This is a genomic window from Phaeodactylibacter xiamenensis, from assembly GCF_965229835.1.
GTDB classification, from domain to species: domain Bacteria; phylum Bacteroidota; class Bacteroidia; order Chitinophagales; family Saprospiraceae; genus Phaeodactylibacter; species Phaeodactylibacter xiamenensis.
Genome location: NZ_OZ245931.1, coordinates 5,802,517 through 5,827,156 on the forward strand (window position 1 = coordinate 5,802,517; position 24,640 = coordinate 5,827,156).

At 51.7% G+C, this 24,640-nt stretch carries 24 protein-coding genes; 12 read left to right on the plus strand and 12 right to left on the minus strand.

The window, feature by feature from the left end:
• Positions 1-238 precede the first annotated feature (238 nt).
• Positions 239-1,786 carry an SLC5 family protein gene (locus tag ACO08I_RS21995; protein WP_421947122.1) on the minus strand — a complete coding sequence of 516 codons (1,548 nt, stop codon included), beginning with the start codon at positions 1,784-1,786 and terminating at the stop codon, positions 239-241.
• 389 nt (positions 1,787-2,175) lie between these two features.
• On the opposite strand from ACO08I_RS21995, the gene ACO08I_RS22000 reads away from it, so the two are divergent.
• Entirely contained in the window at positions 2,176-2,889 is a 714-nt protein-coding gene (locus ACO08I_RS22000; RefSeq protein ID WP_421947123.1) for a KilA-N domain-containing protein, read from the plus strand.
• Between the two features lie 60 nt (positions 2,890-2,949).
• On the opposite strand, the gene ACO08I_RS22005 is transcribed toward ACO08I_RS22000, so the two are convergent.
• The 4 genes from ACO08I_RS22005 to ACO08I_RS22020 all read right to left on the minus strand — a co-directional run bounded on the left by ACO08I_RS22005 (position 2,950) and on the right by ACO08I_RS22020 (position 8,936).
• The gene (locus ACO08I_RS22005; RefSeq protein ID WP_421947124.1) at positions 2,950-4,104 is read right to left on the minus strand and encodes an LLM class flavin-dependent oxidoreductase; all 1,155 of its coding nucleotides are present in this window, start codon (positions 4,102-4,104) and stop codon (positions 2,950-2,952) included.
• A gap of 84 nt (positions 4,105-4,188) precedes the next feature.
• A complete protein-coding gene (locus ACO08I_RS22010) occupies positions 4,189-5,889 on the minus strand; it encodes a mechanosensitive ion channel family protein (RefSeq protein ID WP_421947125.1) in 1,701 nt (566 codons plus the stop codon).
• 69 nt (positions 5,890-5,958) lie between these two features.
• Positions 5,959-7,005, minus strand: a complete 1,047-nt coding sequence (locus tag ACO08I_RS22015) for a rhodanese-related sulfurtransferase (protein WP_421947126.1) — start codon at positions 7,003-7,005, stop codon at positions 5,959-5,961.
• Positions 7,006-7,151: 146 nt separating this feature from the next.
• Entirely contained in the window at positions 7,152-8,936 is a 1,785-nt protein-coding gene (locus tag ACO08I_RS22020; protein ID WP_421947127.1) for a S8 family serine peptidase, read from the minus strand.
• Between the two features lie 560 nt (positions 8,937-9,496).
• Here ACO08I_RS22020 and ACO08I_RS22025 point away from each other — a divergent pair.
• Together ACO08I_RS22025 and ACO08I_RS22030 are read left to right on the plus strand one after the other, a co-directional pair.
• Positions 9,497-9,964: a GNAT family N-acetyltransferase gene (locus tag ACO08I_RS22025; RefSeq protein WP_282780481.1), complete on the plus strand. Its 468-nt coding sequence runs from the start codon at positions 9,497-9,499 to the stop codon at positions 9,962-9,964.
• A gap of 121 nt (positions 9,965-10,085) precedes the next feature.
• Entirely contained in the window at positions 10,086-11,036 is a 951-nt protein-coding gene (locus tag ACO08I_RS22030) for a succinylglutamate desuccinylase/aspartoacylase family protein (protein ID WP_282780479.1), read from the plus strand.
• Here the strand turns inward: ACO08I_RS22030 and ACO08I_RS22035 are convergent, their stop codons facing one another.
• The 3 genes from ACO08I_RS22035 to ACO08I_RS22045 form a co-directional block, all read right to left on the minus strand.
• The gene (locus tag ACO08I_RS22035; protein WP_044216256.1) at positions 11,037-12,806 is read right to left on the minus strand and encodes an ABC transporter ATP-binding protein; all 1,770 of its coding nucleotides are present in this window, start codon (positions 12,804-12,806) and stop codon (positions 11,037-11,039) included.
• A gap of 68 nt (positions 12,807-12,874) precedes the next feature.
• A complete protein-coding gene (gene radC, locus ACO08I_RS22040; RefSeq protein WP_044216254.1) occupies positions 12,875-13,573 on the minus strand; it encodes a RadC family protein in 699 nt (232 codons plus the stop codon).
• 88 nt (positions 13,574-13,661) lie between these two features.
• A complete protein-coding gene (locus tag ACO08I_RS22045) occupies positions 13,662-13,904 on the minus strand; it encodes a DUF3276 family protein (protein ID WP_282780475.1) in 243 nt (80 codons plus the stop codon).
• A 160-nt stretch (positions 13,905-14,064) separates the two neighbouring features.
• Here ACO08I_RS22045 and ACO08I_RS22050 point away from each other — a divergent pair, with 160 nt between their 5' ends.
• From ACO08I_RS22050 to ACO08I_RS22070, 5 genes are all read left to right on the plus strand, one after another.
• Complete coding sequence (locus tag ACO08I_RS22050) at positions 14,065-14,451, plus strand: ribonuclease P protein component (RefSeq protein ID WP_160213627.1); 387 nt, start codon at positions 14,065-14,067, stop codon at positions 14,449-14,451.
• Between the two features lie 33 nt (positions 14,452-14,484).
• Positions 14,485-14,991, plus strand: coding sequence for a hypothetical protein (locus tag ACO08I_RS22055; RefSeq protein WP_044216251.1), 507 nt, complete (start codon positions 14,485-14,487; stop codon positions 14,989-14,991).
• A gap of 149 nt (positions 14,992-15,140) precedes the next feature.
• A complete protein-coding gene (locus ACO08I_RS22060; RefSeq protein WP_044216250.1) occupies positions 15,141-15,887 on the plus strand; it encodes a tetratricopeptide repeat protein in 747 nt (248 codons plus the stop codon).
• Positions 15,888-15,937: 50 nt separating this feature from the next.
• Complete coding sequence (locus tag ACO08I_RS22065) at positions 15,938-16,327, plus strand: hypothetical protein (RefSeq protein ID WP_421947128.1); 390 nt, start codon at positions 15,938-15,940, stop codon at positions 16,325-16,327.
• A gap of 62 nt (positions 16,328-16,389) precedes the next feature.
• On the plus strand, positions 16,390-17,208 hold the full coding sequence (locus ACO08I_RS22070) for a mechanosensitive ion channel family protein (RefSeq protein ID WP_044216246.1): 819 nt from the start codon (positions 16,390-16,392) through the stop codon (positions 17,206-17,208).
• Here the strand turns inward: ACO08I_RS22070 and ACO08I_RS22075 are convergent.
• On the minus strand, positions 17,205-17,798 hold the full coding sequence (locus tag ACO08I_RS22075) for a CvpA family protein (protein WP_282780490.1): 594 nt from the start codon (positions 17,796-17,798) through the stop codon (positions 17,205-17,207). The genes ACO08I_RS22070 and ACO08I_RS22075 overlap by 4 nt on opposite strands.
• Positions 17,799-18,045: 247 nt before the next feature.
• On the opposite strand from ACO08I_RS22075, the gene ACO08I_RS22080 reads away from it, so the two are divergent.
• Together ACO08I_RS22080 and ACO08I_RS22085 are read left to right on the plus strand one after the other, a co-directional pair.
• The gene (locus ACO08I_RS22080; RefSeq protein ID WP_044216244.1) at positions 18,046-18,516 is read left to right on the plus strand and encodes a hypothetical protein; all 471 of its coding nucleotides are present in this window, start codon (positions 18,046-18,048) and stop codon (positions 18,514-18,516) included.
• Between the two features lie 320 nt (positions 18,517-18,836).
• A complete protein-coding gene (locus ACO08I_RS22085) occupies positions 18,837-19,802 on the plus strand; it encodes a D-2-hydroxyacid dehydrogenase (RefSeq protein ID WP_282780470.1) in 966 nt (321 codons plus the stop codon).
• 5 nt (positions 19,803-19,807) lie between these two features.
• Here ACO08I_RS22085 and ACO08I_RS22090 read toward each other — a convergent pair whose 3' ends face one another.
• The 3 genes from ACO08I_RS22090 to ACO08I_RS22100 all read right to left on the minus strand — a co-directional run bounded on the left by ACO08I_RS22090 (position 19,808) and on the right by ACO08I_RS22100 (position 22,444).
• Positions 19,808-20,722 carry a hypothetical protein gene (locus ACO08I_RS22090; protein ID WP_421947129.1) on the minus strand — a complete coding sequence of 305 codons (915 nt, stop codon included), beginning with the start codon at positions 20,720-20,722 and terminating at the stop codon, positions 19,808-19,810.
• An 8-nt stretch (positions 20,723-20,730) separates the two neighbouring features.
• Positions 20,731-21,231, minus strand: a complete 501-nt coding sequence (locus tag ACO08I_RS22095) for a hypothetical protein (RefSeq protein WP_421947130.1) — start codon at positions 21,229-21,231, stop codon at positions 20,731-20,733.
• Between the two features lie 79 nt (positions 21,232-21,310).
• A complete protein-coding gene (locus ACO08I_RS22100) occupies positions 21,311-22,444 on the minus strand; it encodes a T9SS type A sorting domain-containing protein (protein WP_282780464.1) in 1,134 nt (377 codons plus the stop codon).
• Between the two features lie 204 nt (positions 22,445-22,648).
• On the opposite strand from ACO08I_RS22100, the gene ACO08I_RS22105 reads away from it, so the two are divergent.
• Positions 22,649-23,011 carry a PadR family transcriptional regulator gene (locus ACO08I_RS22105; RefSeq protein WP_044216239.1) on the plus strand — a complete coding sequence of 121 codons (363 nt, stop codon included), beginning with the start codon at positions 22,649-22,651 and terminating at the stop codon, positions 23,009-23,011.
• Positions 23,004-24,593 carry a PspC domain-containing protein gene (locus ACO08I_RS22110; RefSeq protein ID WP_421947131.1) on the plus strand — a complete coding sequence of 530 codons (1,590 nt, stop codon included), beginning with the start codon at positions 23,004-23,006 and terminating at the stop codon, positions 24,591-24,593. Before ACO08I_RS22105 ends, ACO08I_RS22110 begins: the two co-directional genes overlap by 8 nt.
• Positions 24,594-24,640 lie beyond the last annotated feature (47 nt).

The window sequence follows — 24,640 nt, forward strand, 5'->3', positions numbered from 1 at the left end:
CTGTCATGGAGGAAAGTAATGGGTTACGAGCTAGGGAGCAGAGCAGAACACAGTGTGCTTTGTCAATTAACACAAAGGCACATAGCACACATAGGCGTGCATTATCCATGCGGAGGCTGCAAAACTATGTACCCTATATGCCTATGTATTTCCAATCAGCGGCAGCTTCAAGGAGTATTCTTTTCAAACCCATTCAATCAAAAACCGCTAAACTATGTGCCTATGTGTTTCCCCAAATCTAATGAAACACCACATGCAACACCACCAAAGACCCCAGCAACCCCCAGCCAATCAACCGGATGCGGCGCGAGCCGGGATGCAGCAATTCCCGCCAGGAGCGCCAGCCACCCCGCCAGCTGCCCAGGCTGAGCAGCGCAAAAGCAATGATGATCACCCAACCCGCCCGCACGAAGTAGTTCATCTCCGGAAAGAAGTACTGGAAGATAAGGTGCAGCGGAATCGTGCTCAAAAAGGCAATCAGCGCAAACCGGTGGTTGGGCAGCAGCAGGAAAGCCGCTCCACAGATGAGTACCACGATGCCACAGTTGATGTAGTATCGCAGCTCGTTTAGCGTGTGGGTGAAGGCAGCCTGTGGGTTTTCGAACTTGACGTAAAGCAGCACCAATCCCATCAACACGCCGGTAAAAAGGGTGACGAGGATGACCCGCCGCCCGGCATTGACCACCTCTAAATCGGTGGCATCTTTCTTGATGTAAGTCTTGTAGATATCAATCGACCATAGCGTGGCGAGGGAATTGAACGTAGAGTCCACCGTACTCATGAGGGAGGCAAAGAGGGCGCAGAGAATAATGCCTTTTACGCCCACCGGCAGGTAGGTTTTCACCAAATAAGGGAAGGCCAGGTCAGGCTCTGCCAGGCCATTCTCCCCCAGTATGCCCACCAGGGCGATCCCCGGAATAACGATCAGCACCGCCATCACGTACTTGGTCAGCCCGCCCACCATCAGGCCGATTTGGGCTTGCTTCAGGTTTTTGGCGGCCAGGGAGCGCTGCATGACGGTTTGATTAGCGCACCAGTAGTTGATGTTGAGCAGAAAGAGGCCGAAGATGTGCGTCCAGGGGAGCTTCTCATGGTCAGCTGGGAGGTGCAGGTGCATAAGTTCCGGTGTTTTGACATACAATTGTCGCCAGCCGCCCAAATGATGAATAGCCACAAAGAGCACCACAAAACCACCCAGCAGCAGTATGGTAAATTGAATGATGTCGGTTTTGACTACCGCGTTCAGCCCACCCAGATAGGTGTAAGTGGCGGAGAAAACGCCCAGCCCAATGACCAGTATCGCAATCCGCGTGATACGGTCCGGATGCAGGTAACTCATGTACTCCGCAAACACCAAATCTGCCGCGTACGCCCCCCAAAACAGCGCCGCCCCCAGGGTAATGGTGGAAAACAGCGCAATATTAGCCCCGGTGTAAAACAGTGCCACCCGCTCCCCCAGCCGCTTTTTGATAAACTGCGTGATGGTCACCACCCGCTCACTCAGGTACATAGGCACAAAGATGAAGGCAGCCATGAGTATGCCCTGAATGGCGTTGATCTCCAAACTCGCCTGCGCCAGTCCGTACAGGTAAGCCGAGCCCATCATGCCCAAAAACTGATAGCCATTGATGTTGGTGGCGATGGTGGAGAGCGCGACGGAGGGCCAGCGGAGATTACGGTTGCTGAGGAAGTATTCCTCGGTGGTGACATCTGCCCCGGTACGGCCGCTGAGCGCTGCCAGGAAAATGAGGGTGAAGTAGGCCAAGACGATTAGGAGGTCGATCACGGGGGCGTAGTTGTTACTCTTATTTAGGTTCTGTTTTTTCAGATGTACTCGGAACGGAGAGGTTTGGGCGTAATGCACAAACCCGACGCACGAGTATGCCGGTACGCACAGGTATGCCGACCCGCCTGCCTAAGCACGGCGGGCAGGCACGAAGTCATGGTTGGTCCCAAACTACTTCGTCGTCGGTATATCCAGCTGTGTAAAGAAAAGTGGATTTTCTTTACACAGCCCATCTCAAATGTAAAGATTTCCGTTCTTTCTTTAAATAAAACGAGAAGGTCGGCACTTTTACCGCACCTTGTCTAAAGGATGTAACATATTTAGCTTCCAGACAGGATACGAGGTTCAGGTCTTCCTTGTTTATTCCACAGATTCGCTATATTTACTACATGAGCGGCATTACTATATTCGACTACGAAGGCCAGGATATCAGCTTCGAGTTTGCTGATGGAAATAAAATGGTTAACGCCACACAGATGGCAAGACCGTTTGGAAAGCCAGTCGGGAACTTCCTGCGCCTTAAAGAAACAAAGCAGTACATTCAGATTCTAGAGGAGCGATATTCAGATGTGAATATCGGTCAAAAACGCGAAGTGTTACGGGTTGTCAAGGGCGGGGATGTTACCGAAGGGCTCCAAGGCACTTGGATGGATGAAAAGCTCGCTCTCAAATTTGCCTCTTGGCTTAGTCCCAGATTTGAGCTTTGGGTTTATGACCGCATTCAGGAATTACTGACTCGTGGTGAGACGCGGCTACAGGATATTCCCCCTTCCGGCTTCGCAGCAACGCTTAGATTACTGGCTGAGCAGTGGGAAAAACAAGAACAAATCAACGAAGAAGTGCGTGATGAGCTGGATCAAACTGCTGAGCGGCTCGATCAGTTGGAGGCAAAGATTGTCAGCGTCGATGATCATTACTACACGATAGCCGGCTATTGCAACCTGCATAAAGTCCCTTGCCCGTTACATCAGGCTAAGGCTTGGGGAAAAACAGCCACGGCTTTAAGCCGCCAGAAAAACATCCCAACCGGTACTGCTCATGATGAACGCTATGGTAAAGTCAGGACCTACCATGAAGAAATTCTCAAGGCGGTGATCGGCTGAGGCACTTTACCATTCAATCACAATATTACAATAATTCGCGCAACAGCTTACTATCCAAACTCACCTCCGCTCCCCCGCCCCCAGCGGCGTCTCCGGCATCCCCACCGGCTGCCGCCCCTGCATTACAGGCATAGAAAACGTTTTAATTCGCGGCAAAACGTAGCGCCCGAACAGATTACACTCATCCAAATGCGGGTAGCCGGAGAAAATGAAAGCGCGGATACCCATATCCATGTACCGCTGAATCTTAGCCAGTACCTGATCAGGATCACCCACGATAGCCGCGCCGCAACCGGAACGCGCCCGGCCAATCCCCGTCCAAAGGTGGTCTTCCACAAAGCCTTCGTCATCGGCTTGCTCGCGCACGGCGGTTTGGCGGGAGACGCCATAGGATTTGCCGTCCTGGGCGCGGAGGCGGATTTCTTCGCCCCGTTGGTCGTCTACGTAAGTCATAAGGCGGCGGGCGGCAGCGCGGGCTTCAGCCTCTGTTTCCCGAACGATGACGTGCACGCGTAACCCAAAGTCGACTTCCCGATCATAACCAGCAGCTTTGTCACTCATGTTTTGCATGAGCTGCTGAAGCTTGTCTTCTGTTTCCGGCCACATGAGATAGACATCGCAGTGCTCCGCGCAGAGGTCCACACCGGGCGGGGAGTAGCCGCCGAAGTAGAGTAGAGGGCCGCCGTTTTGCTGATAGGGCTTTACCGGATCGGTGGTCGGCAGCTGGATGTTGTAAAACTCGCCTTTAAAGTCGATATGGTCCTGCGTCCAGCACTGCTTCAGGATTTCAATCACCTCCCGCGAGCGCTGATAGCGGGCTGCGGATTCCAGCTCTTCTCCCGGCATATTGGAGGAAATGATATTGATGGTGAGCCTGCCGCGCAGGATGTGGTCCAGCGTAGCGATGGAGCGGGCCAGCATGGGCGGGTGCAGCTCTCCGCAGCGGATGGCCGTCAGGATATTAATTTGCTGCGTAAGCGGGGCAACCGCGCTGGCGAAAGTCCACACATCCTGCCCCACCTGATAGGAAGAAGGGCAGAGGATGTTGCGGTAGCCAAGCCGGTCGGCGGTTAGCAACACGTTGGAGGTATTGCTCCAGTTGCTTTTGTAGCGGAAGTCGTGCCGGCTCAAAAACTCATCATCCCCATTGCAAAGCGGGGCGAACCAGGCGACCTCAGCGCCTTCGAGGTGGCGGGAACGGACGTTGATACTCATTGGCTTTATTTGTGAGCCATCAAATTAAGCATTTTTGTTGTTCTGGCAAGAGGAGCCTAATTAAGATGGAGATAAAAAATGGCTTCAGTGCTGTAGCTTCACCCGCTCCTTCGCCAGATACTTTCCTGCTTCCAGTCTGGCAATGTAAGCGACCATATCCTCCCGCAACTGGCAGTGCAAGTCCCAGGCAATTGGGGCATTTCTGGCGCTGCACAAAGCCCGGATTACAATCGACTCTTTGGAGCTGTCTACCACCTGCACCTTAGGGGGCAGTGTTTCATCATAGGCGTCGGCAGCGCGCAACAGCTCGGCAAACTTATTACGCACGAGGTTGACATCAATCTTATAATCGGCATGCAGCACAATGGGTTTGAGCAAATGTGCATCGTACATGGTCCAGTTTTCAAAAGGGTGGGTGATGAAGTACCGGAGCGGGACCACCACGCGGCGCTTGTCCCAGGTGTTGATGACCAGATAGGTAAAGCGGATGTCTTCCACGGCTCCGTACTCCCCCTCAAATAATACCCAGTCCCCAATACGTACGGGCTTGGTGATGGCAATCTGCAGGCCTGCAATGATGTTGCCCAGGGTTGCCTGCGCAGCAATACCCAGAATGACTGTCGCGATACCTGCGGAAGCGAACAGGGACAAACCGAGGTTTTGCAGAGAAGGGAACTGAGAAACTATCGCGCCAATGCCAAGGACAATCACAACGAACGCAATTACCTTTCGCGCAACAGAGATCATGGTAAGGTACCGCTTGGACTCCAGGTTTTCCTCATTAGTGATGTCCCCGACCTTCCGTTCTGCCACCCGGTCCATGAGGTAGTCAATAGAGCGCATCAAAAGCCAGGTGACGGAGCCGATCACAATAATTAGCAACAGGGCGTAGAGATAAGGTGACCAAGTGCCGGAAATGGACAGGACCTGTTTCATGCCGGCATAAAATAGCAAAGCGCTGATGGCCAGAGCTACAGGCTGCCCCATCTTTTCCCCCAGCTCGTTTACCCATGGTTGTTCAGAGCGCTTCACTGCTTTGTTGATCAGGTACTGGCTCAGCCGGGCAATCAAAAGGCACAGAGTAATCAATATTGCCAGGCCGATGATCTTCCACCAGGCAATACCCATTATTTCCGTTTTGGCCCAGGCCGGGATGCGCTGAGCCAAAGGGCTGGGGCCATAGGCTTTGTACAGCGGTATGATGTTTTCAACAGTATTGGCAGAGACCACCCATACCGGAGACTGCTCCTCTACCCGCACCCGCTGAATACGCAGGGGCAGGGTCTGCCCGTTCAGGTCAAGGCTGCCAAAGTTGATACTGCGCAGAGGTTGACCGGTTATAGATTGCTGAGCAGTTATTCCCTGATTAATCTGACCGTCCGGGCGATCAGATAGCAAGTCCCAGTCGATGCGTACGCTTTTTGACAGAATGTAAAACAGCTCCCGGGCCCGGGCTTCTGCCACCTCCTGCTGCTGTGCCGCCGGCATCATGTTGAAGTTTAATGCATGAGCGGCTTTGTGGAATGCCTCTTCCCGGCAGGCCCGGACAAAGTGCTCCAGGCAGGCTCTGGGGGTCTGTAAATTCACGCCGGGCGGCCGCTCGGGCAGACCGGTATTGAGATCGCTGAGCAGGTAAAAGGCGCTGTTGTACCCCTTAATTTGAGGCCGGGCTTTCTGGTAATCGGTTTTGGCTTGCGTACTGTCCACAGGAATCTGGGCACTGCCTGTGAGGGAAGTACCTGGCAGGAGTGCAAGAATAAATAGTAGCTTATTGAGGGTCTTCATACCAGTCATTTTGGGATAGCGGTCCGCTATTTCCTGTAGAAGGTATGAAGCAGGCAGATGTTTGCCAGCTTAGCTTACATCCAGCGGCTCATCTTTGCGCAGGGCTTTGTACCGGCCTTTCCCAAACTTAGTACCATTGAACTCCACCTTGCCTTTTAGGGCTTCCTGCTCCGCTTCGGGTAACGCTTTAAAGTCGTTGCAGGCTTTTGAGCAGCAGGCATCATACTTTTCGGCGCAGGCCGGGCACTGAATGAACAGGATATGGCAGGCGTCATTCGCACAGTTGACATGCGTGTCGCAGGGCGCGCCGCACTGATGGCAGCGGGAGATCACATCATTGGTGATGCGCTCGCCCATACGTTCATCAAAGACAAAATTTTTGCCGATGAATTTCTTCGGTAACCCCTTCTGATCGCACTGCCGGGCATATTCAATGATGCCGCCATCGATCATGTGCACTTTTTTGAAGCCTCTGTGCAGGTAATATGCACTCGCCTTCTCACAGCGGATGCCACCAGTGCAGTACATGATGATCGGCTTGTCTTTTTGGTCCTCCAGCATATCCTCCACCAGAGGCAGGGCTTCTCGGAAGGTCTCCACATCCGGGCGGATCGCACCTTCAAAGTAGCCCACTTCGCTCTCGTAGTGGTTGCGCATGTCCACCACCACCGTATCCGGGTCGTCCATCAGCGTATTGACCTCCTCGGCGCTCAGGTGGCTGCCGCGCTTGGTTACATCAAAGCTTTCGTCGTCCAGCCCATCGGCTACGATCTTGTCGCGCACCTTGATCTTTAGCTTGTAGAAGGACTTGCCGTCATCGTCTACAGCAATATTCAGACGGACGCCATTCAGCCAGGGAATGCTGTACATATCCGTTTTGAAGGCTTCAAATTTGGATTCGGGCACGGAAATTTGCCCGTTGATGCCCTCTTTCGCCACGTAGATCCGGCCAAAAACATCCAGCTTATTCCAGCGCAGAAATAGCTCATTGCGGAACTGCTTCGGGTCCTCCAGGTTGTGGTATTGGTAAAAAGAAAGGGTGACGCGCGCCTCGTCACTTTCCAGCATACGGCGTTTCAGCTCGTCGTTGTTGACGCGGTTGTGTAATATCGGCATGTTGTTTTGTTAGTACGTTAACGAATCACAAGTTGCAGGCTTGCTGGGATTGCTCCCGGCTGCTAACCATACTATGCAAAAGATCAGGCTATACCTGACTTTTCGCGGGTGCAAAGGTAATAACTTTCTGCACACCCTGCCAAGCCTTATTGTTTCACGACCCGGGTGATGTAAAGTTGTGCACCAATCCGGGCCTGTACGATGTAGACGCCTTTTGGCAAATGCCGGAGGTCCACCTCCAGTTGGGAAGCTTGTGCAGGCCAGTTCATGGTTTTAACCAGCTGGCCCCGGGCATCCATCCACTGTACCGTGGCCGGGACTTTGGGGGCGATGCTACTCGTCAGCAATACTATTTCCCGTGCCGGGTTGGGGGCAGCTTGCAAAGTCAGTGCCGTTGTTAGCGTTTCCCTGCTGGAAGTACTCACCGTTTCCTGCACAGCAGCCAGAATGTTCATCCGGCCATAACCGTAGACCGCATTGGGTACTTCCATACCGGATACGCCACCGCAGTCCTGATCGCTGAGCATGGGGCGGGCTGTACTTTCCAGTAGGTCTTCAATAGCTTCCACCTGACCGGCCAGTTCAGGGTTGGCAGAAATCAGCAGGGCAACGGCGCCGGCTACGTGCGGGCCTGCCATGCTTGTACCTGAGAAGGTGGCAAAGCCTCCGTTCCTGATGCTGGAGCGAATACCTACGCCCGGTGCAGCGATATTAGGTTTCAGCCGGTTGCTGCTATCCACCGTGACCGTGCCCCGGCTGCTGAAATTGGCAATCGTATCTGTTTGCCGGGTAGCACCAACGGTAAAGCTGTTCTCAAAAATAGCAGCGGGGGTGCTTACCGTATGGCACTGGCTGCCGCTGTTGCCCGCAGAAACCACCACAACTACACCGGCAGCCTTGAGGTTGTCCACGGCAATCTGCATGGTCTCAAAATTGGCAGGCGTACAGCCTTCAATCTCGGGACAGCTCCAAGAGTTGGCAATAACGTGCGGTGCTTTGGAAGGGTCCGGATTTTCTCCATTCAGGTCCGTGGGGGCCAGGAACCACTCAAAGCATTCAATGTAGGAAGCCGGGCTGCCGTATCCACGCTCCATATTGCGGCAGGCTATCCATTTGGCACCGGGCGCCACGCCTATGCTTTTGCCTTCATCGCTAACGGTACCGGTCATCGTACCCATCGTGTGAGTACCGTGGTTGTGGTCATCGCAGGGCACAAGGCTGCTCAACCCACAGGGGTTGGCTTCAGCGATGTAGGGCGGGCCGTTCATGGAGTCGATTTCGTGTATGGCATCGTGCCAGTTGTAGTTGTGGTCGGCCTGGGAAAGCGTGTCGTCCCAACCGCGGTAGCTCTCTTTGATAGCGGGGTGGTCCCATTCATACCCGGTGTCTTGTCCTCCAATGACTACACCCTGCCCGGTGAAGCCCATATCCCACACCTGATCAGCACCGATGGCGGCAATGCCCCATTCCACCCCCTCGCGGAAATCGAGGGCTTGTTGTTCGCGCTCTTCGGGCAAAAGGTCCACCGCTACTGTAGGATTCGGCTGAATGGCCCTGACTTCCGGCAGTGCAGCAAGAGCCTTCACGAGCGACAAGCTCCCTTTAGCCTGAATGGCATTAACAATGTAAAAGCTACGGTAAGGGGACTGCTGTGACCGGAGGAGGCCGATGGCGGTTTTTTGTGCAGCAGTGGCTACGGCCCGGGTTTGCTCAAATACATAAGTTCCCATTTGCACCTTGCTGCCTTGCTGACGGGCGGCGGATACCTCTGCCTGCTGCTCAAACAATACAATGAAGGAAGCATAGCCATCGCGTTCCAGGTCTGTCATCAGCGCAGGCTCCACCTTGTCTTGCCATCGAGTAGGAGGGGAGGCCGGGAGCAGCAGGAAAAGGCTGAGGGTAGGGACAAGAAGGCTTAAAATCGCTTTCATATTATTGTTTGTTTTGATACTCTGCTGAAAATCAGAAAGAAGCAAGCTGAAAATTTGAAATCCTAAAGATAATCTTTAACTTGTCTATTGTTCGTTCTTAGAGCGACAAAACTTCACTTTATGATCAACACTCTGTTTAACTGATTCGACACCGGTTATTGCTGTTTTTCCGCAAAGGTCTGTGAACTTAGGCAGCGAAATGGCAGATAAAGACCTCTGTCAAATTAAGGTAACCCTGAACATTCCTAACTATCTACGCTATCTGCTCCTCAACGGAGCCCCAAACAGAGCACTGATTAGTGATGTAGGCCAAGTGGCTTGCAAACACTTCCCCAAAAACTTTCAGGCAAGACTATAATCCCTTTTGTAGCGGAACCTATTTCCAATGGTCTCTAACAGGGACTTCCCCGTAGTCAGGTCAGCAACCCTGGTAGGACCAACACTCGTTAACGGTTGACAATCTATCGCCTGATCTTTGCGTTATGCATCGGTCGGCTCCGGGAAAACAGGTTCAACAGTTATTTATTTACTGCTTTGAGAGAGCGAAAAGACGATTTAAAATGGATTATCAGTATCAGTTGTACGACGCCTTTTCAGGTATGAGCCCAATGGAGAAAAGCCAGGTGATCCGATTCCTTACGGAGCAGGAGGGGCATAGTGAGTGTGACAGTATCCGGGAAGCGATAGAGTATGCTATGAAGCTCAAACCTTCCTTTGGTGGTTTTGTACTGGTAGCCCGGCACAACAAGCAGATCATCGGGGCCATTATTGCTAATCGCACCGGCATGGAAGCCTATAATCCCAAAAATATTTTTGTTTTTGTGACCGTTGAAGCCAGTTACCGAAGACAGGAAGCTTTTGTGAAGCAGCTGATTGATCAGGGCGTAAAATATGCTGACGGTGATATCGCTATGCATGTCAAATCCGACAATCCGGCACTTGCCATCTATCAGAAGCTTGGCTTTAAAGCGCAATACCTGGAACTCCGGCTCCCCAACCCCAAATCTTCACCTGCTGTAGCTTCCTGAAATAGCAATCAGCCTAAGCCTTCCTTTTTTTAGCGAACTCTCGTATATTGCCAAAACAGGTTTGCCGGGCGGGTGATTGGGCCCGGTGGGTGCCGGCAAACGAATACGAGACCAAGAAGCAATGAAGGAAAAGCGATTAATAGGCAGGCATACCGGGCAGGAAAAAGGGCCGCTTTTGATTTGTTTCGGCGGCATGCACGGCAATGAGCCGGCAGGCATTCAGGCGCTTAGTATTCTTTTCAAATTACTGGAACTGGAGCCCGAATCAAACCCTGACTTCCGTTTCCGGGGCCGCATCGTTGGGTTTAAAGGCAACCTGCGGGCGATTGAGAATGGTGTCCGCTTTCTTAACCGGGACCTCAATCGTCAGTGGCGTCCTGAAGTCGTGGAGTATGTGCTCAATACCCCGGTCAGTAAGCTCCGGCACGAAGAGCTCGAAATTCTGGAGCTGCATACAGCTGTTATGGAGGAAATTCAGGACTATCAGCCCGATGAAGTTATCGTCCTCGACCTCCACACCACCACAGCCTACGGGGGGATTTTTTCTATCGCTACCGACGACCCTAAAAGTGTAAATATTGCTGTTGAACTGCATGCCCCGGTTATCACAGGATTGCTGGAAGGTATTCAGGGCACGACCCTTCACTACTTTAATACGGAGAACATAGGCGTGGAAACCACTACCGTTTGTTTTGAGTCCGGCCAGCATGAAGAAACCTTATCAGTAAACCGGGCTATTGCAGCGATCATCAATTGTATGCGTACCATCGGCTGCGTGCGCTCTGAGGATGTGGAGAACCGGCACGATGCTTTGCTCATAGAGTACGCCCGGGGCTTACCGAAAGTATCTGAACTGATCACCACCCACTCCATTGAGCCGGAGGACCATTTCCGTATGGTTCCGGATTACAAAAATTTCCAGAAGGTAAAGCAGGGTGAAATTCTTGCGTTCGACCGCAACGGGCCTATCGAAGCGATTGAAGACGGGCTGATCCTAATGCCACTCTATCAAAAGCAGGGAGAGGATGGTTTCTTCCTGATCAGGGCAGTATCACAGGCTGTTTTCCAATAGTTATTCTCCTTCGGCGACCTGCAGAAACTGCATCTCGTACAGATTCCGGTATTTGCCATCTTCGATTTGCAGCAGGCTTTCGTGCGGCCCAAACTCTTGAACCTCTCCCCGGCTGAGCACCATAATGTTATTGGCGTGCCGTATCGTCGATAAGCGATGCGCAATAATGATAGAGGTCCGTCTGGCTATCAGCTTTTCGATGGCGTATTGAATGACAGACTCTGTTTCCGGGTCAATAGAGGAAGTGGCTTCGTCCAGAATGAGAATATCCGGGTCAAAAACCAGCGCCCTGACAAATGATATGAGTTGCCGTTGGCCCATAGAGAGCGTGGCGCCCCGCTCCATTACTTTGTAGTCATATCCACCCGGCAGCTTTTCTATGAATTCATGCGCACCGATGAGCTTTGCAGCATTAACGACTTCTTCCCGGGAGAAACGGTCATCCCTGAGCGTGATATTCTCCATAACGGAACCGGAAAAAAGGAATACATCCTGCAGGACAATGGCGATACGCTTGCGATACGCCTCCAGGTCAAAATCCTCAATGGGCGTGCCATCAACTTTGATTCGCCCTTTTTGTATCTCATAAAACCGGTTGAGGATATTAATAATTGTAGACTTACCGGAGCCAGTGCTGCCAACAATAGCGAGCGTCTCTCCCGGCTTTACTTCGAAGCTGATATCCTTAAGCACGTACTCTGGCAATTGATAGGCAAAATGCACCTTTTCGAACTCAATATGGCCTTTCAGTTTCTCAGGTTTGATTTCCCCCTGATCCTCAATCCGGTCATCCTGATCAATGAGGTTGAAGACCCGCTCCGAAGCGACGAGGCCCATTTGCAGGTTGTTGAAGTTGTTGGCTACTGTACGAATAGGGCGGAACAGCATGTCGAGGTAAACCGGAAAGGCAATCAGCGCTCCCAAAGTGACGCCACTGGCTTTCAGGGCATCCTGAGCGCCCCACCATACCATCAGGCCAAGGGAGGCCGCTGAGATAATCTCCACCACCGGGAAGAATACAGCATAATACAGGATGCTGTCCAGGTTAGCCTGAGTATAGTCCCGGTTGATGGTTTTAAATTTGCCCATCTCTTCCCGTTCCGAGTTGAAGATTTGCACGATCCGCATTCCTGAGATGCGTTCCTGCAGAAAGGCATTCATGGCAGATATATGGGAGCGGACCCGCTGATAAGACTTTTTGACTTTCTCTTTGAAGATGTAGCTTGCCAGAATCAGAAAGGGCATCGTTGTCAGGCAGATTAGTGTCAGTTTCCAGCTGGTGTAAAACATCACACCAAGTACGGTCACCAGCGTTAGCAAGTCCGCGATAATGGTGATGGACCCCTGAGAAAATACGGTGTTGATGGCTTCAATATCGTTGATCGTCCTTGTGGTTGACGTCCCGATTGGCGTACGGTCAAAGTAAGTTAACCGGAGCTTGGTAATATGCCGGAAGACCTTAACCCTGAGGTCCCGAATGACGGACTGCCCGAGCAAGTTAGTTGAATAGATGAACCAGTACCGGCACAGGGAGTCCAGGAATAACAGCCCCACCAGGACCATGGCCATCCTGGAAAGGCCCGGGATATCGCTGGCGAAGATATAATCATCTACCATCACTTTAATCAGGTAAGGGCGTGCCGTTGATATTGGAGCCAGGAGCACCGCGAGGGTTGCTGCGGTAATGAAAACCGACCGGTAGGGCTTCGCCATTGCAAAGACCCTGCCCAGTAATTTGTAGTCTACCTTATTCTTATCACTTGATGCCATTCCGGTGTTGTCACATTATTTTCAGGATAGTCTTAGAAACACGGCAGTAGGCGATAAGTTGCAGCGGGTTAGAGTTTACCTTCATCAGCAAAGCTGTAGTAGCCGCGTTCCGAAACAATAAGGTGGTCCAATACTGGGATATCTACCGCCCGTCCGGCCTTTACTAATTTTTTAGTGAGGTCCAGATCGGCCTGGCTGGGGAACAGGTTGCCAGAGGGGTGATTGTGGCAAAGGATGATGGCACTGGCCTCCGCATGAAGCGCTTTGCGAAACAGAATTTTGGCATCCACCACCGTGCCTGCCATGCCACCGGTGCTGATGCGGCTGCGGCCCATGACCCGGTTGGCCCGGTTGAGGTTAAGGATCCAGAATTCTTCATGCTGCAAATCGACCAGAATCGGGGCAATGGCATCAAACGCATCGCGGCTGCAGTTTACCTGCGGCTTATCCGCAATACGCGAAAGCTGCCGGCGGCGGCCGAGTTCCAGGGCGGCAGCGATTGTAACGGCTTTTGCTTCGCCAATGCCTCTGAAGGTACATAGCTCGGCAATACTGCGGCGCCCCAGGTCATTGAGGTTGTGGCCAACGGACTTTAGTACCTTTTTGGCAAGGTTAACGGCGGAGTCTTCCCGGGTACCTGAGCCAATGAGAATGGCAAGTAATTCAGCATCAGACAGCGCTGATTTGCCCTGATGCAGCAATTTTTCGCGCGGGCGGTCCGCTTCAGCCCAGCTTTTGATCGATAGGTTTTGAGGAGGGTAAGTCATTTGGGGTGTTTTTGATGGCCCTGCTTCAAAAATAGGAAGCAGGGCACTGAGTGTTAACAGAGTTGTTCGCGTAAGGGAGCTCTCTTGCTTACGCTGCCTTTGCGCCTTCCAGCCCGGCGTAAGCCTTCATGGTATTGGCTACGGCAGAAGCGAACTTTTCAAAGTCCTCTTCGAATACGAAGGTACGGTTGCGCTGAAACTCCCCTTCCTTATTCTTGGAGGCCTCAGTGATGCAAAGGTAGGGCTTGCCGTTGCTGGCTTCTTTCATGTCGAAGAAATACGTACGGCCTTCGCCTTTAACAGTTTCCGTAAATAATACTTGCTTTTCCATAAGTGGTTTGGTTTAATGGGTGAAAAATGCAGCCCGTTTCAGCAGGGCTTCTACTTATTTGTCGGAGAAAAGCACAAATTCCATAACCGGAGCGAAAAAAAATTTTAATAAACCCGGAAAAACCCAGTAATTACAGGCAATGAAACCGAAAAAAAAATTTTTGAAAGCCGAGCGACTCAAGAGCCGAAAAGCCATTGAACGGCTGTTTTCCGGAAAGTCGCCCTCTTTTGCACAGTACCCCGTGCGCCTGATTTTTCGCGAAAGCGAGGAAAGAGGCGAATTGCCGGTCCGTGTGACCGTTAGTGTGCCTAAGCGCAAATTCCCTAAAGCCACGGACCGCAACCGCATCCGGCGGCAGGTCAGGGAAGCCTGGCGGCTCAACAAGCACCGGCTCTATCAAAAGCTGCCATCAGATACGGCAGGTTATGACTTCGTACTGCTCTACGTGGCCCGGGAGCCTTTACCTTTCGCACATATTGAGCAGTCCGTTCAGATTATGATCCGGCGGTTTCTTAAAAAACAGCGGCCAGCCAACCCAAGTGCCTGATAAATGTTCTTTTGATAAACTGAACTCTTTGATATGCGTCTGTTTACCCTGATGTTAATACTCTGCTCCACCGGTGCCCTGTCCGCACAGAAGGTACTGCAGATTGAGAAATACGGAAGCCCGAAAACGGAGAAAATCCACATTGGGTCCGTCATTGACTACCGGCTGGCAGGAGAGGAGTCCTTCAGAGAAGGCTATATTGAAGACATCAGGGTAGAAGACAGCCTGATCGTTTTTGGCGACCGGTATGTGAATGTTCATGATATCGCGGAGTTGCGCTTTGCCCGGGGATGGGGAAAAGCAGTGGGTACATCACTTATGATATTCGGAGGCTCCTGGTCGGGGTTCGCACTTTTGGGCTATGCTACCGATGGCAACCCCGAAACAAGTTACAGTGGAAGGGATGCTGCTGTCACAGTCATTTCTGCGGGATTGGGGTATGCCCTTGCCAAATTAGTGCGGTACAGGAAAGTACGTATAGGCAGGCGCTACCGCTTGCGTTTGCTGGATTTGCGCTTCAGTGTAGATCCACGCGCCTAACATTGAGTGAAAGTCTTTTGTGTGGTTCTGTATGTTAAAGTTGAACAAAAAATGGCGAAGGCTGTATAATTAGTCTATTTTTATAGGAAAATTTATAATATGTCTGGCAAATCCAGTCATTTTCAGAACCAACACCAAAAAGCAACACGATGAAGAATTGGCTATCCCCCCTATGCCTGTTTTTTTTCCTGAGCCTTGGGCTGCATGCCCAGCAACAAACGCCCAACGGCTGGGTATATGACGAACTTAAACCGGGCAGTGGCCCTGCTCTGACCTCCGGGCACGGAGCACTGACGCATAATCAGCTCCTTGCTTCCAACGGGCAGGTGCTCGTTTCCACCTATCAGATTGGAGTGCCGGATTATCAGCGTATTTCCGCTCTTTCTCCTGAGCTTCAGCAAGCCTTTTCGGTGATGCGCGAAGGGGGCAAGTACCGGTTCCACATCCCGATAAAGGATTTCGAAAAAGCGATGCGGACCAAAAAAGCCCTCAACCTTCCCGGAACAGAAGTGACCTGGGAGATGGAATTGCTTGAGTTGCTGCCATCTTTGCCCGATGGCGCCCGTGTTGTACGGGAAACCCTGCAGCAGGAAGGTGCCAAAGCTGCCATTAAGCATTTTAATGACCTCGTCGATTCCGGAGAGGCTTACCTTGGAGAATGGGAAGTCAATCAAATCGGGTACTTTTTCCTGAGTGAAGGGCATAAGGAAGAGGCACTGCAGGTAATGGCCTACAATGCAGAGCAACACCCCGGTTCCGCCAATGCCTTCGACAGCCTGGCAGAGGCCTACTACCAAAACGGGCTGGAAGCTAAAGCCAGAGAATGTTATCAGCGCTCTCTGGAAATTAACCCCGATAATGCCAATGCACGGGAAATGTTGTCCAAACTGAAGTAGCAGTCCTGATTTTTTTTATCTTTCTTCTTTGCCAGTAAAAGAACCTGAAGATGAAAAAAGTGCTAGCGTTCGCCCTTTTGGCAACCATCACAGCCTGCGATACATCGGAAGACAGCGTGCTGCCAGGGCACGATGGTGTCGCCTTGCGCATCACCAATATCAGTGATTTTGTCATTACAGCCTTGAAAGTGATCCCCGGAGGTGGTGGTAGTCAGGTGTTTGAAAACATCGCTCCGGGGGCAACCACAGCCTATCTTCCCTTCGATTTTATTTACAGTTACGCCTACCTGGAAGCCATTGTGGAGGGAGATACCTTGGTTCTTCAACCTATTGACTACGTGGGGGCGACTGCCTATGACAGCGGCGCTTACACTTATCTGGTGCAAATCAGTGGCGATACAGTACCCGAATCCATTTCCATAGAATTTAAGGAAGATTAGTTGCCGGGAATACTGATTTTCCAAATCGCACAACTATTTTTGGGGCTTTAATTTGAGCTCCTATGGAAAAGATTGCTGCTTATTTGGAAGAAGGCGGGCGCCTGCTCATTGGTTACCTCCCTAAGGTCGCACTGGCGGGCCTGGTGCTTTGGATCGGCTTCAAGCTGGTCAACCGTATGACAAAAGGCCTCGCACTGGCTATGGAAAAGGCTGGCCTGAGTAAAAGCCTGATCCCTTTCCTGACTTCACTCGCGGGTGTTTCCCTGAAAGTACTGATTGTGTTTTCGGCTGCTGGTCTAATAGGAGTGGAACTGGCTTCCTTCCTTGCTGTTCTTGCAGCGGCTGGTTTTGCTGTAGGACTGGCGCTGCAGGGAAGCCTGTCCAACTTCGCAGCGGGCATTATCATCCTGCTGTTTAAACCTTATAAAGTAGCAGACTGGATTGAGGTGGACGACAAATTCGGGAAGGTAGAGGAAATCCAGATTTTCAATACGCTCATGGTGACGCCGGGCCGCAAAACCCTCATCATCCCCAATGCGCAGGTGGTGGACAATATTGTGACCAACTACTCCCGAAAGGGCTACATCCGTATTGAGCTGAGTGTGACGATGCCCTACAGCGAGAGCTTCCCACGGGTGGAACAGATTATCATGGAGCAGTTACTATCCATACCAAAAGTGCTGGAAGACCCCGCGCCGGAGGTAGGCATTGAAGCATACGACAGCCATAGTATTGTCGTGGCCGTACGGCCGTATGTGGTGCCGGATGATTTTTGGGAAGTTAAGTTTGAGGTTTACCGCCGGATCAAAGCTGCATTTCACAGCCACAATATCAGCGTAGCTTACTCCGAAGGGGTGGAAATGGGGAAGATTGGCTCTTAACGCCTTGGTTCGTCCTCGTCTGGCAAGTCATAAATGACCGGGTCGCTTTCCTCCCGCTGCACTTTGGCGTCTTCCAGACGGTCCATGAAATCCACAGAGTGGTCCCAGAAATCTTCTAAAATAGGCTTGGCTTTGCCTCCGTAGTACCACACGATTTCCGGATATTCCTCAAGGTAAGTGTAGGTCATGGATTCCTGCTTGGCATCCTCATTGATGAGGTGGGAACGGTCACCAAACCAAAGGAGCACACTGTACAGTAATACCATAAGCCCGGCCATGACAACACCCCCAACCGCCTGATTGATAAAGTTGATATTGGCAGACTCGAGGGCGCCTTCCAGAAAACTGGCAAACAGGCGGATGATGACCATCGTCAGCACAAAAGTGAGCAGAAAACCAGCCAGGAACATCAGCGCGTTGTCATTAACGGCAGACTCCAGGAACTTCGTCATATCCGGCCCGAAACGGAATGCGATCATCAGGCCAAATACGACCGAAAGGATCGTAAAGACCGTTTTGATGATACCCCGGGAGAACCCAAGGTAAAACCCCCAAAGGGCAAATACCGCGAATATGACATCAATTACCATAAGCTGCAAATAAAGGCATTATCTGGTTTGCGTGCCTGTTTTTTAGACCACAACCCTGCCAAAATCGATAAAATACTGCGCCTGATGCCTGGTCAGAGGGAAGGTGCTGAAGTGATTTTAACAGGTTGAAAAGCCTTTCGACTGTTATATATTGCTAACTTTACACTATGTCTCAAAGTAATCATAATTCAAAAACTTAAACAAATGGAGTTCCGGTTTGACGGGGCGCCAAAAAATTACTTACCGTATGAAATTGCTATGCTCATTTCTCCTGGTATCCTCTCTTTGGGTTGCTGCAGCCACGGCGCAATCTGCTGATTTGCCAGCGGTGTTCCGCTTAGGGCAAAATGAAGAAGGGTACGAAGTTGCCAAACAGGAATACCAGCAAACACTCCTTGAAGTAGCTAATTATGACACACAAAACGCTTTTAACCATTGGATGTCCATGATGCAGGAACTGCAAAAGCATGCTGATAAGCTGGATATTGACCTTAAAGGCGTGAAAATCTGGCTGCATGCCTTCTGGAATACCGATGGCAGTATTGACCATTTGGGCTACCTGTTGCGCCCGGACAGCCGTAATGTGGATGAGCTTGAACTGGCAGCCGTCCTCAAAACCTTTATGAAAAAGTACTCCTTTCCGGTAACCTCCGGAAAAAAATTCAGCCATTATACCGGGGCGAACTTCCCCATCTACAGCGAAAAGGTCGATAATTAACCGGGCTCCCGTTGCGTGGTGCCTCAAGGAATCAGCAAAAATACTTCTTGCAGCACCCTCTCCGGCGCCGGAGAGGGTGCTGCTGTGGTTAAATTGCCCAATAGCCTTAGCAGATTGGATGCTGTAAGGCAGAATTTAGGGCAAACACTAGTTGTTTTCCCTAAAAAGACCTATTATTCGGTGTATTCTAAGCCCGGGCGGGGTGTCCAAAACCACCCCCGTTTTCGGGTGATTTTGGTTTCAATGGGGGCCAATGCTTTCATCAGCGTGGATCCCCTTAGGTAACAACCCTATTTCAATCACCTAAATGTTGAAAATACATGGTAAAGATATTGGCTACGGATGGGCTGCACCAGGATGGCATAACTCTATTGCATGAAGCCGGCTACACGGTGGACGTCAAAAAAGTAGAAGCCGATCAATTGCCAAAAGTGATGCCTGACTACGATGTTGTGATTGTGCGTAGTGCTACGGAAATCCGGCAGGCCCTCATCGATCAGTGCCCGAATCTCAAAATTATTGCCCGGGCAGGGGTTGGACTGAGCAACATAGATGTAGAATATGCCCGTGAGAAAGGCATTACTGTTATGGACACTCCTGCGGCTTCTTCCAAGTCTGTCGCAGAACTGGTTTTCGCACATATGTTTTCCATTAGCCGCAACCTGCATTTGGCACACCGGGAAATGAAGCAGCGTGGAGGCAGTGAATTTAAGGAAATGAAAGAGGCTTGTTCCCACGGCCTGCAACTGAATAACCGCACGCTTGGAATCGTCGGCTTTGGCCGGATTGGCCGGGAAGTGGCACGTATTGGAGTCGGGCTGGGCATGAAGGTTATGCCAGTGGACCTTGTTGTAGATGAAGCCGATATTGGTATTAATGTTTACAATTCCGGGAATGTCCGCCTCTCTGTCCGCCTTGATACCTACGAGTGGGAGGAAGTGCTGGCTAACTCAGACTACCTAACCATCCATGTGCCTTTCAAAGGCGGTAAGGCAATCATCGGCGCAGAGGAAATTGCCCAGATGAAGGACGGGGCTGTACTCATCAATACCGCACGCGGCGGTGCTATTGATGAAGATGCCCTGCTTGATGCACTCAACAGTGGCAAACTAAGCGGTGCCGGCCTTGATGTTTTTGAAAATGAGCCCATGCCCCGGCAGGAACTGATGGAACACCCTAAAATTTCCTGCTCCCCTCACATCGGCGCTTCCACCCTGGAAGCACGGGCCAATATCGGGCTGGAGCTGGCGGATAAAATTCTGGCCTTCTTTGGAGATGATAAGTAAGGCTGCTATTGCATTAGTTCACTGAGCATCCCCTCCTTCATGGCGAATGCAGAGATAATAATGTCCTCTGTATTCGCCATTTTTATTACCTCATCTACCAAGATGAGCGCAACGCTGAGCATGGCAGCGCGGGCTTTAGGCATCCCCGGCAGGGCATAACGTTCTTCCAGAGTCATACCAGTTACCTGCTCGTAAAAGGGCTGAACCGCCCCCTTTGAAACCCGGCTGCTGTAGCCGGTCTCCGGGCGTTGCCCCACAAACTGTTCCAGTACATCAAAAGTGCCGGAGGCCCCCACGAGGAAAGGGGTAGGCCACTCAGACAAATGAGTGCGTAGCGGCTGAAGTTTTCCCTGCAAAAAGGAGCGTAGCTGCTCGCGCTCGGAAGAGCTGATCGGTTCACTCCGGTGAAAATCGCGGTACAGGACAGCCACACCAATAGGGAAGCTTTGCGCCCACAGTACGCGGTCCTGCTCGGCAATAATGAACTCCACACTGCCTCCACCGATATCCATGATCAACAGGCGGTCCTCCACATCAGGCACTGCCAGCTGAACGCCTTTGTGGATCAGCCTGGCTTCCTCATCCCCACTGATCGTAGTGACGGTAATGCCGGTGGTTGCTTTTATTTTTTGAACCAGGTCCGGCCCGTTGCTGGCCGTGCGCAGCGCAGCCGTGCCAAAGGCTTTGACCTGCTCAACGGGGACCTGATGCTGATCCAGTACGGCACGGAAGTGGTGGAGGGTCTGCAGCGCCCGTTGGTAAGGGGCAGCGCCAATTGTGGCAATCCCTTCTTCTGCCAGCTGTACAAATTGGCGCTCCCGGTAAACTTCCTTTATGGGTGTACGGGTACCAGGCTGCGCGATGAGCAGGTGGAAAGTGTTGGTGCCGAGGTCAATAACGGCATACTGTTCCTGGTCCATAAGCGGGTTTACTGCGCCGATTGCGCGCTTTGGAATATTTTGGTATAAAAATCGATCCCGGCAGGCATAATGCGGTTGGCATAAGCGGGCTTCCCATCCTGGAAAAAGAGGTAATAGATACAGCCCTGATTAGGGTTGAAATATAAGTCTGCTTCCAACCGGTTCTCACCATCTACCTGGTAGAACACCCGCCCGACTGCCTGGCAGCTGGGGTTGATTTGCGGTGTTTCGGAAGCGATGTAGGTAATCGCTGTCTGAATGTCCCGCTTCTCCTTTTGGCTGACACTGAAGTTGGTATAGTAGAATACATAATCAATGTAGTCGCACTCATTAAAAAGAGCCCTGATCGTATCAGCGGGTATGCTGGGGTAGGTAGGCGCCTGGGTGGTTTCGGCAGGTGGCGCAGTAGTGTTGTTCGCTGTAGCGGAATCTGTTTCACTTGCTGTATCGCTGCTGCAGCTGTAAAGCAGGCTCGTCAGTAGTAAAACAGTTAAGAGGTATCTATTCATGAGCTTTGCTGGTTTCAAGTTGCTTCTCTGCCCCGGAGGTATTTCAGGGTGGGGCAAAAGTATACAAAAAGGCTAAAGTCTAGGGGCGTACAACGATTAGCCGTTTTGTAACGAGTGTCTTGCCGCGGCTATCCGCGATGCTGTAAAAATAGGTGCCTTTGCGCAATGCAGAAATATCCACTTTCTCCGTGCGCCCGCCGTCTACGTAATAACGCCGGGACCATTCCTTCACACCCAGAATGTTGAAGATACTCACAGTGTAGTTGTCGGCTGGCAGGTTGGCAAACTCAAAACGGACATTCACAATCGCCGGGTTGGGGTAGGCGTAGACGCCAGGCAGAGCGGTTTCTACCGGGCGCAGGCTGGAGATCGTTCCCGCCTTATAAGTGACGCTGCTAATGGTGGCTCCTTCGTTTAGCGTTTGTACTTCAGCAATGGGCTCTACCGCTTCATTGCTGAAGAAGCGATAGCTGATCGTGGTGCGGGGCTCAAGCGCTTCCAGCTGTAGTAATTCAAGCGCAATATCCGTAATGTCAAACCAGTTGAAGAAACCAATCTTGGCATCCAGGCGGATCTGCTGTTCTTCTGTCCGCTTCTCACGCAGTACATCATAGATGCCTCCGGGAATGGTCAAAGTACCCCAGGCATCTGCTTCTTCGGTGCGCTCGGAATTAAGGCGTATACGAATGGAGTCCGGAGAAATGGGCAGTAAGTCCGTTATCTGATCCGGCAAATCATCGGCAGAGAAAGCAAAGCTGATATTGGTGCCTGACGTATTGACATCCAGGTACTGCAGAGGTGCCCGCCGTTCAATGAGGGGGGGCTCGTAGCGGAAAATGCCTTCGATGCCCAGCCCAGCAGGGTCTTCTCCGTAAAAGCCCAGCAGTTCCACTTTACCGGCGGTGGTCCGGTAGAAAAAGTTGGCATTATCTCCCACCACCGCATAGTCTGCTCCGGGGAAGCCAAAGTAGCCATCTGCCTGCTGCACCGTCACTACAGGAGTGGTGTTGACAAAAGCGGATTGCAGCGTGGTGAAATTCCAGCTTTGGTTAGCCGCAGCGTCCTCCAGGTCAATGCCGGAAGGCAGATTGTCTACAAAGACACGCAGGGAGTCCCCAACCTGTGGGAAGGTGCCGTTTTGTATGACGGGCTGTGCGGCCAGTCCAATACAACTAAAAACAGCAAGTATAGTGGATAGTACAGAATGCTTCATAAGGATGATTTCTTAGTGGTCCGGAACTGCAAAGGTAAGCATTAAAGCAATACGCCGAAAGCGGCCGCCGGCCCTGATTTTTGGCCGCCCGGTCGGAAAGGGCTATTTATTTCATCGATAAGCAGTAGTCGTTCATAGAAGATACTAGGTGTTAGCAGGTACCTTGTGTTGCATAGTACCTGGTTAGGTTGTATATTTGTGGACATGAAAGCTAAAGATCTGAATAAAACCCGACAGCAGCTGGTCCGACAGATGCGGCGTGGCGTTCTGGAGCTTTGCGTTCTGGCGATCGCAGCGAAGAAGGAGGCATACCCTTCCGACATCATCGCCGAGCTTAAAGCTTCAGAACTCATCGTCGTGGAGGGGACACTCTATCCGCTGCTCAGCCGCCTGAAAGATCAGGGGCTGCTGGAGTACAACTGGCGGGAGTCCAATATGGGCCCGCCCCGCAAATACTACTCCATTACCGAAACCGGCCGTACATTCCTTGCCGAATTACTGCAGACCTGGGGCTCCCTGGTGCAGGCGGTCGATCATTCCACGCAAAACTTCAACCACGATGAATAAGGTACAGCAAATCAACCTGGGCGGTGTACCATTTACTATTGATGAGGATGCCCTCGAACACCTTACCCGGTACCTCGATACCATACACGCCCACTTCAGGCAATCTGACGGGTACGAAGAAATCACTCAGGATATCGAAGCCCGCATGGCAGAGCTTTTTCAGGAAGGCATGGGGCAACGGCAGATTGTCACGCTGAAGGATGTCAGGGATGCTATAGTCATCATGGGCACGCCCGAAGACTTCGGCGCAGAGCCTATCGATGAAACCCTGTCAGAAGAAGGCCCCGAGCGGGCGCACCGCCGCACGCATGATTACCGGACAGGTCGCCGCCTGTTCCGCAACCCCGAGGATGAAGTCATCGGTGGGGTGTGTTCTGGTATCGCCGCCTACTTTGGTATCAGTGACCCGCTTTGGATCCGGCTGGTATTCATTGTCGTAACGATTTCCGGAGGATTTGGCATACCAGCTTATATTATTCTCTGGGCCATTTTGCCGAAAGCGGAAACGGCCAGTGACCGCCTTGCTATGCGCGGAGAACCGATCAATGTTTCCAATATCGGCCGCATCATAGAGGAAGAGATTGAGCATATCTCCAGTAAGGTCTCTGAATTTGGCAATGAGTTTGGCGGTAAAAAAAAAGGCGCAACCGGTGGTGGAACGCTAGGTGAGGTATTACGGCAAATCGTCTCTTTCATTGGTAAAGTTGTAGCCATACTGATTAAGTTGATCAGTAACCTTTGGAAGCCTTTGCTTATCCTGTTTGGTGCGCTGATTGCACTGGGTTTGCTGGCTTCCTGGATCGCCATGTTTACCGGCGGCGTCTTCTTCTGGCCTTATGTGGATTACTTTGCGCCGGAGTGGCCTATGGTGACGATGCTGGGCGCCTTCAACATCCTGATGATTATCGGTGTGGTGCTCCTTAGTGCCGGGCTTTCCATACTGCGCACCTTGTACGGAACCCGTATGAGCCGGCCCTGGCAAATCGGGCTTACCGCATTCTGGGTGCTGAATATTGTCAGCTTTTTCGGGGTCATGGCCTTTATGGCACGTGATTTCAGCAACGAAGCTCACCTGGACCGCCGCGTGGAGCTCACCTCCATCACCACCGATACCCTCAATTTCCGGATTGATGAAACGGTGCCGGGCAATGATGAATTCAATATTGATGGCGAACTTTTCTTTTACCACGATGCCTTGATCAGCGATAATGTGGACATTGAAATCCGGAAGGGCGAGAGCGAAGGCTTTGTGCTGGAAGAGCGGCTGGAGTCCCGGGGCACCAACCTGGCGATGGCCGAAGAACTCGCTGCTGCCATCAACTACCAGGAGCGGGTAACGGCTGATGCACTGACCGTACCGACCTACTTCCATATTCCGCGTGGTACCAAGTGGCGCGTGCAGGGCGTGCGGGCTATAGTGGAAATACCGGTGGGCAAATTCATCCGCTTTGATGGGGAAACCCGCTTCTACATCGATGATGCCGACAAAGTAAACTATCGCCCCCGCATCTACGATAACCCCGGCAGCACCTGGCAAATGACCGAAGAGGGGCTGCAGTGCCTGGATTGCACAGAAGAATAACAAGCTATACTCCCCTCGGTCACGAGAGGTGAAATTTTGACGACTTT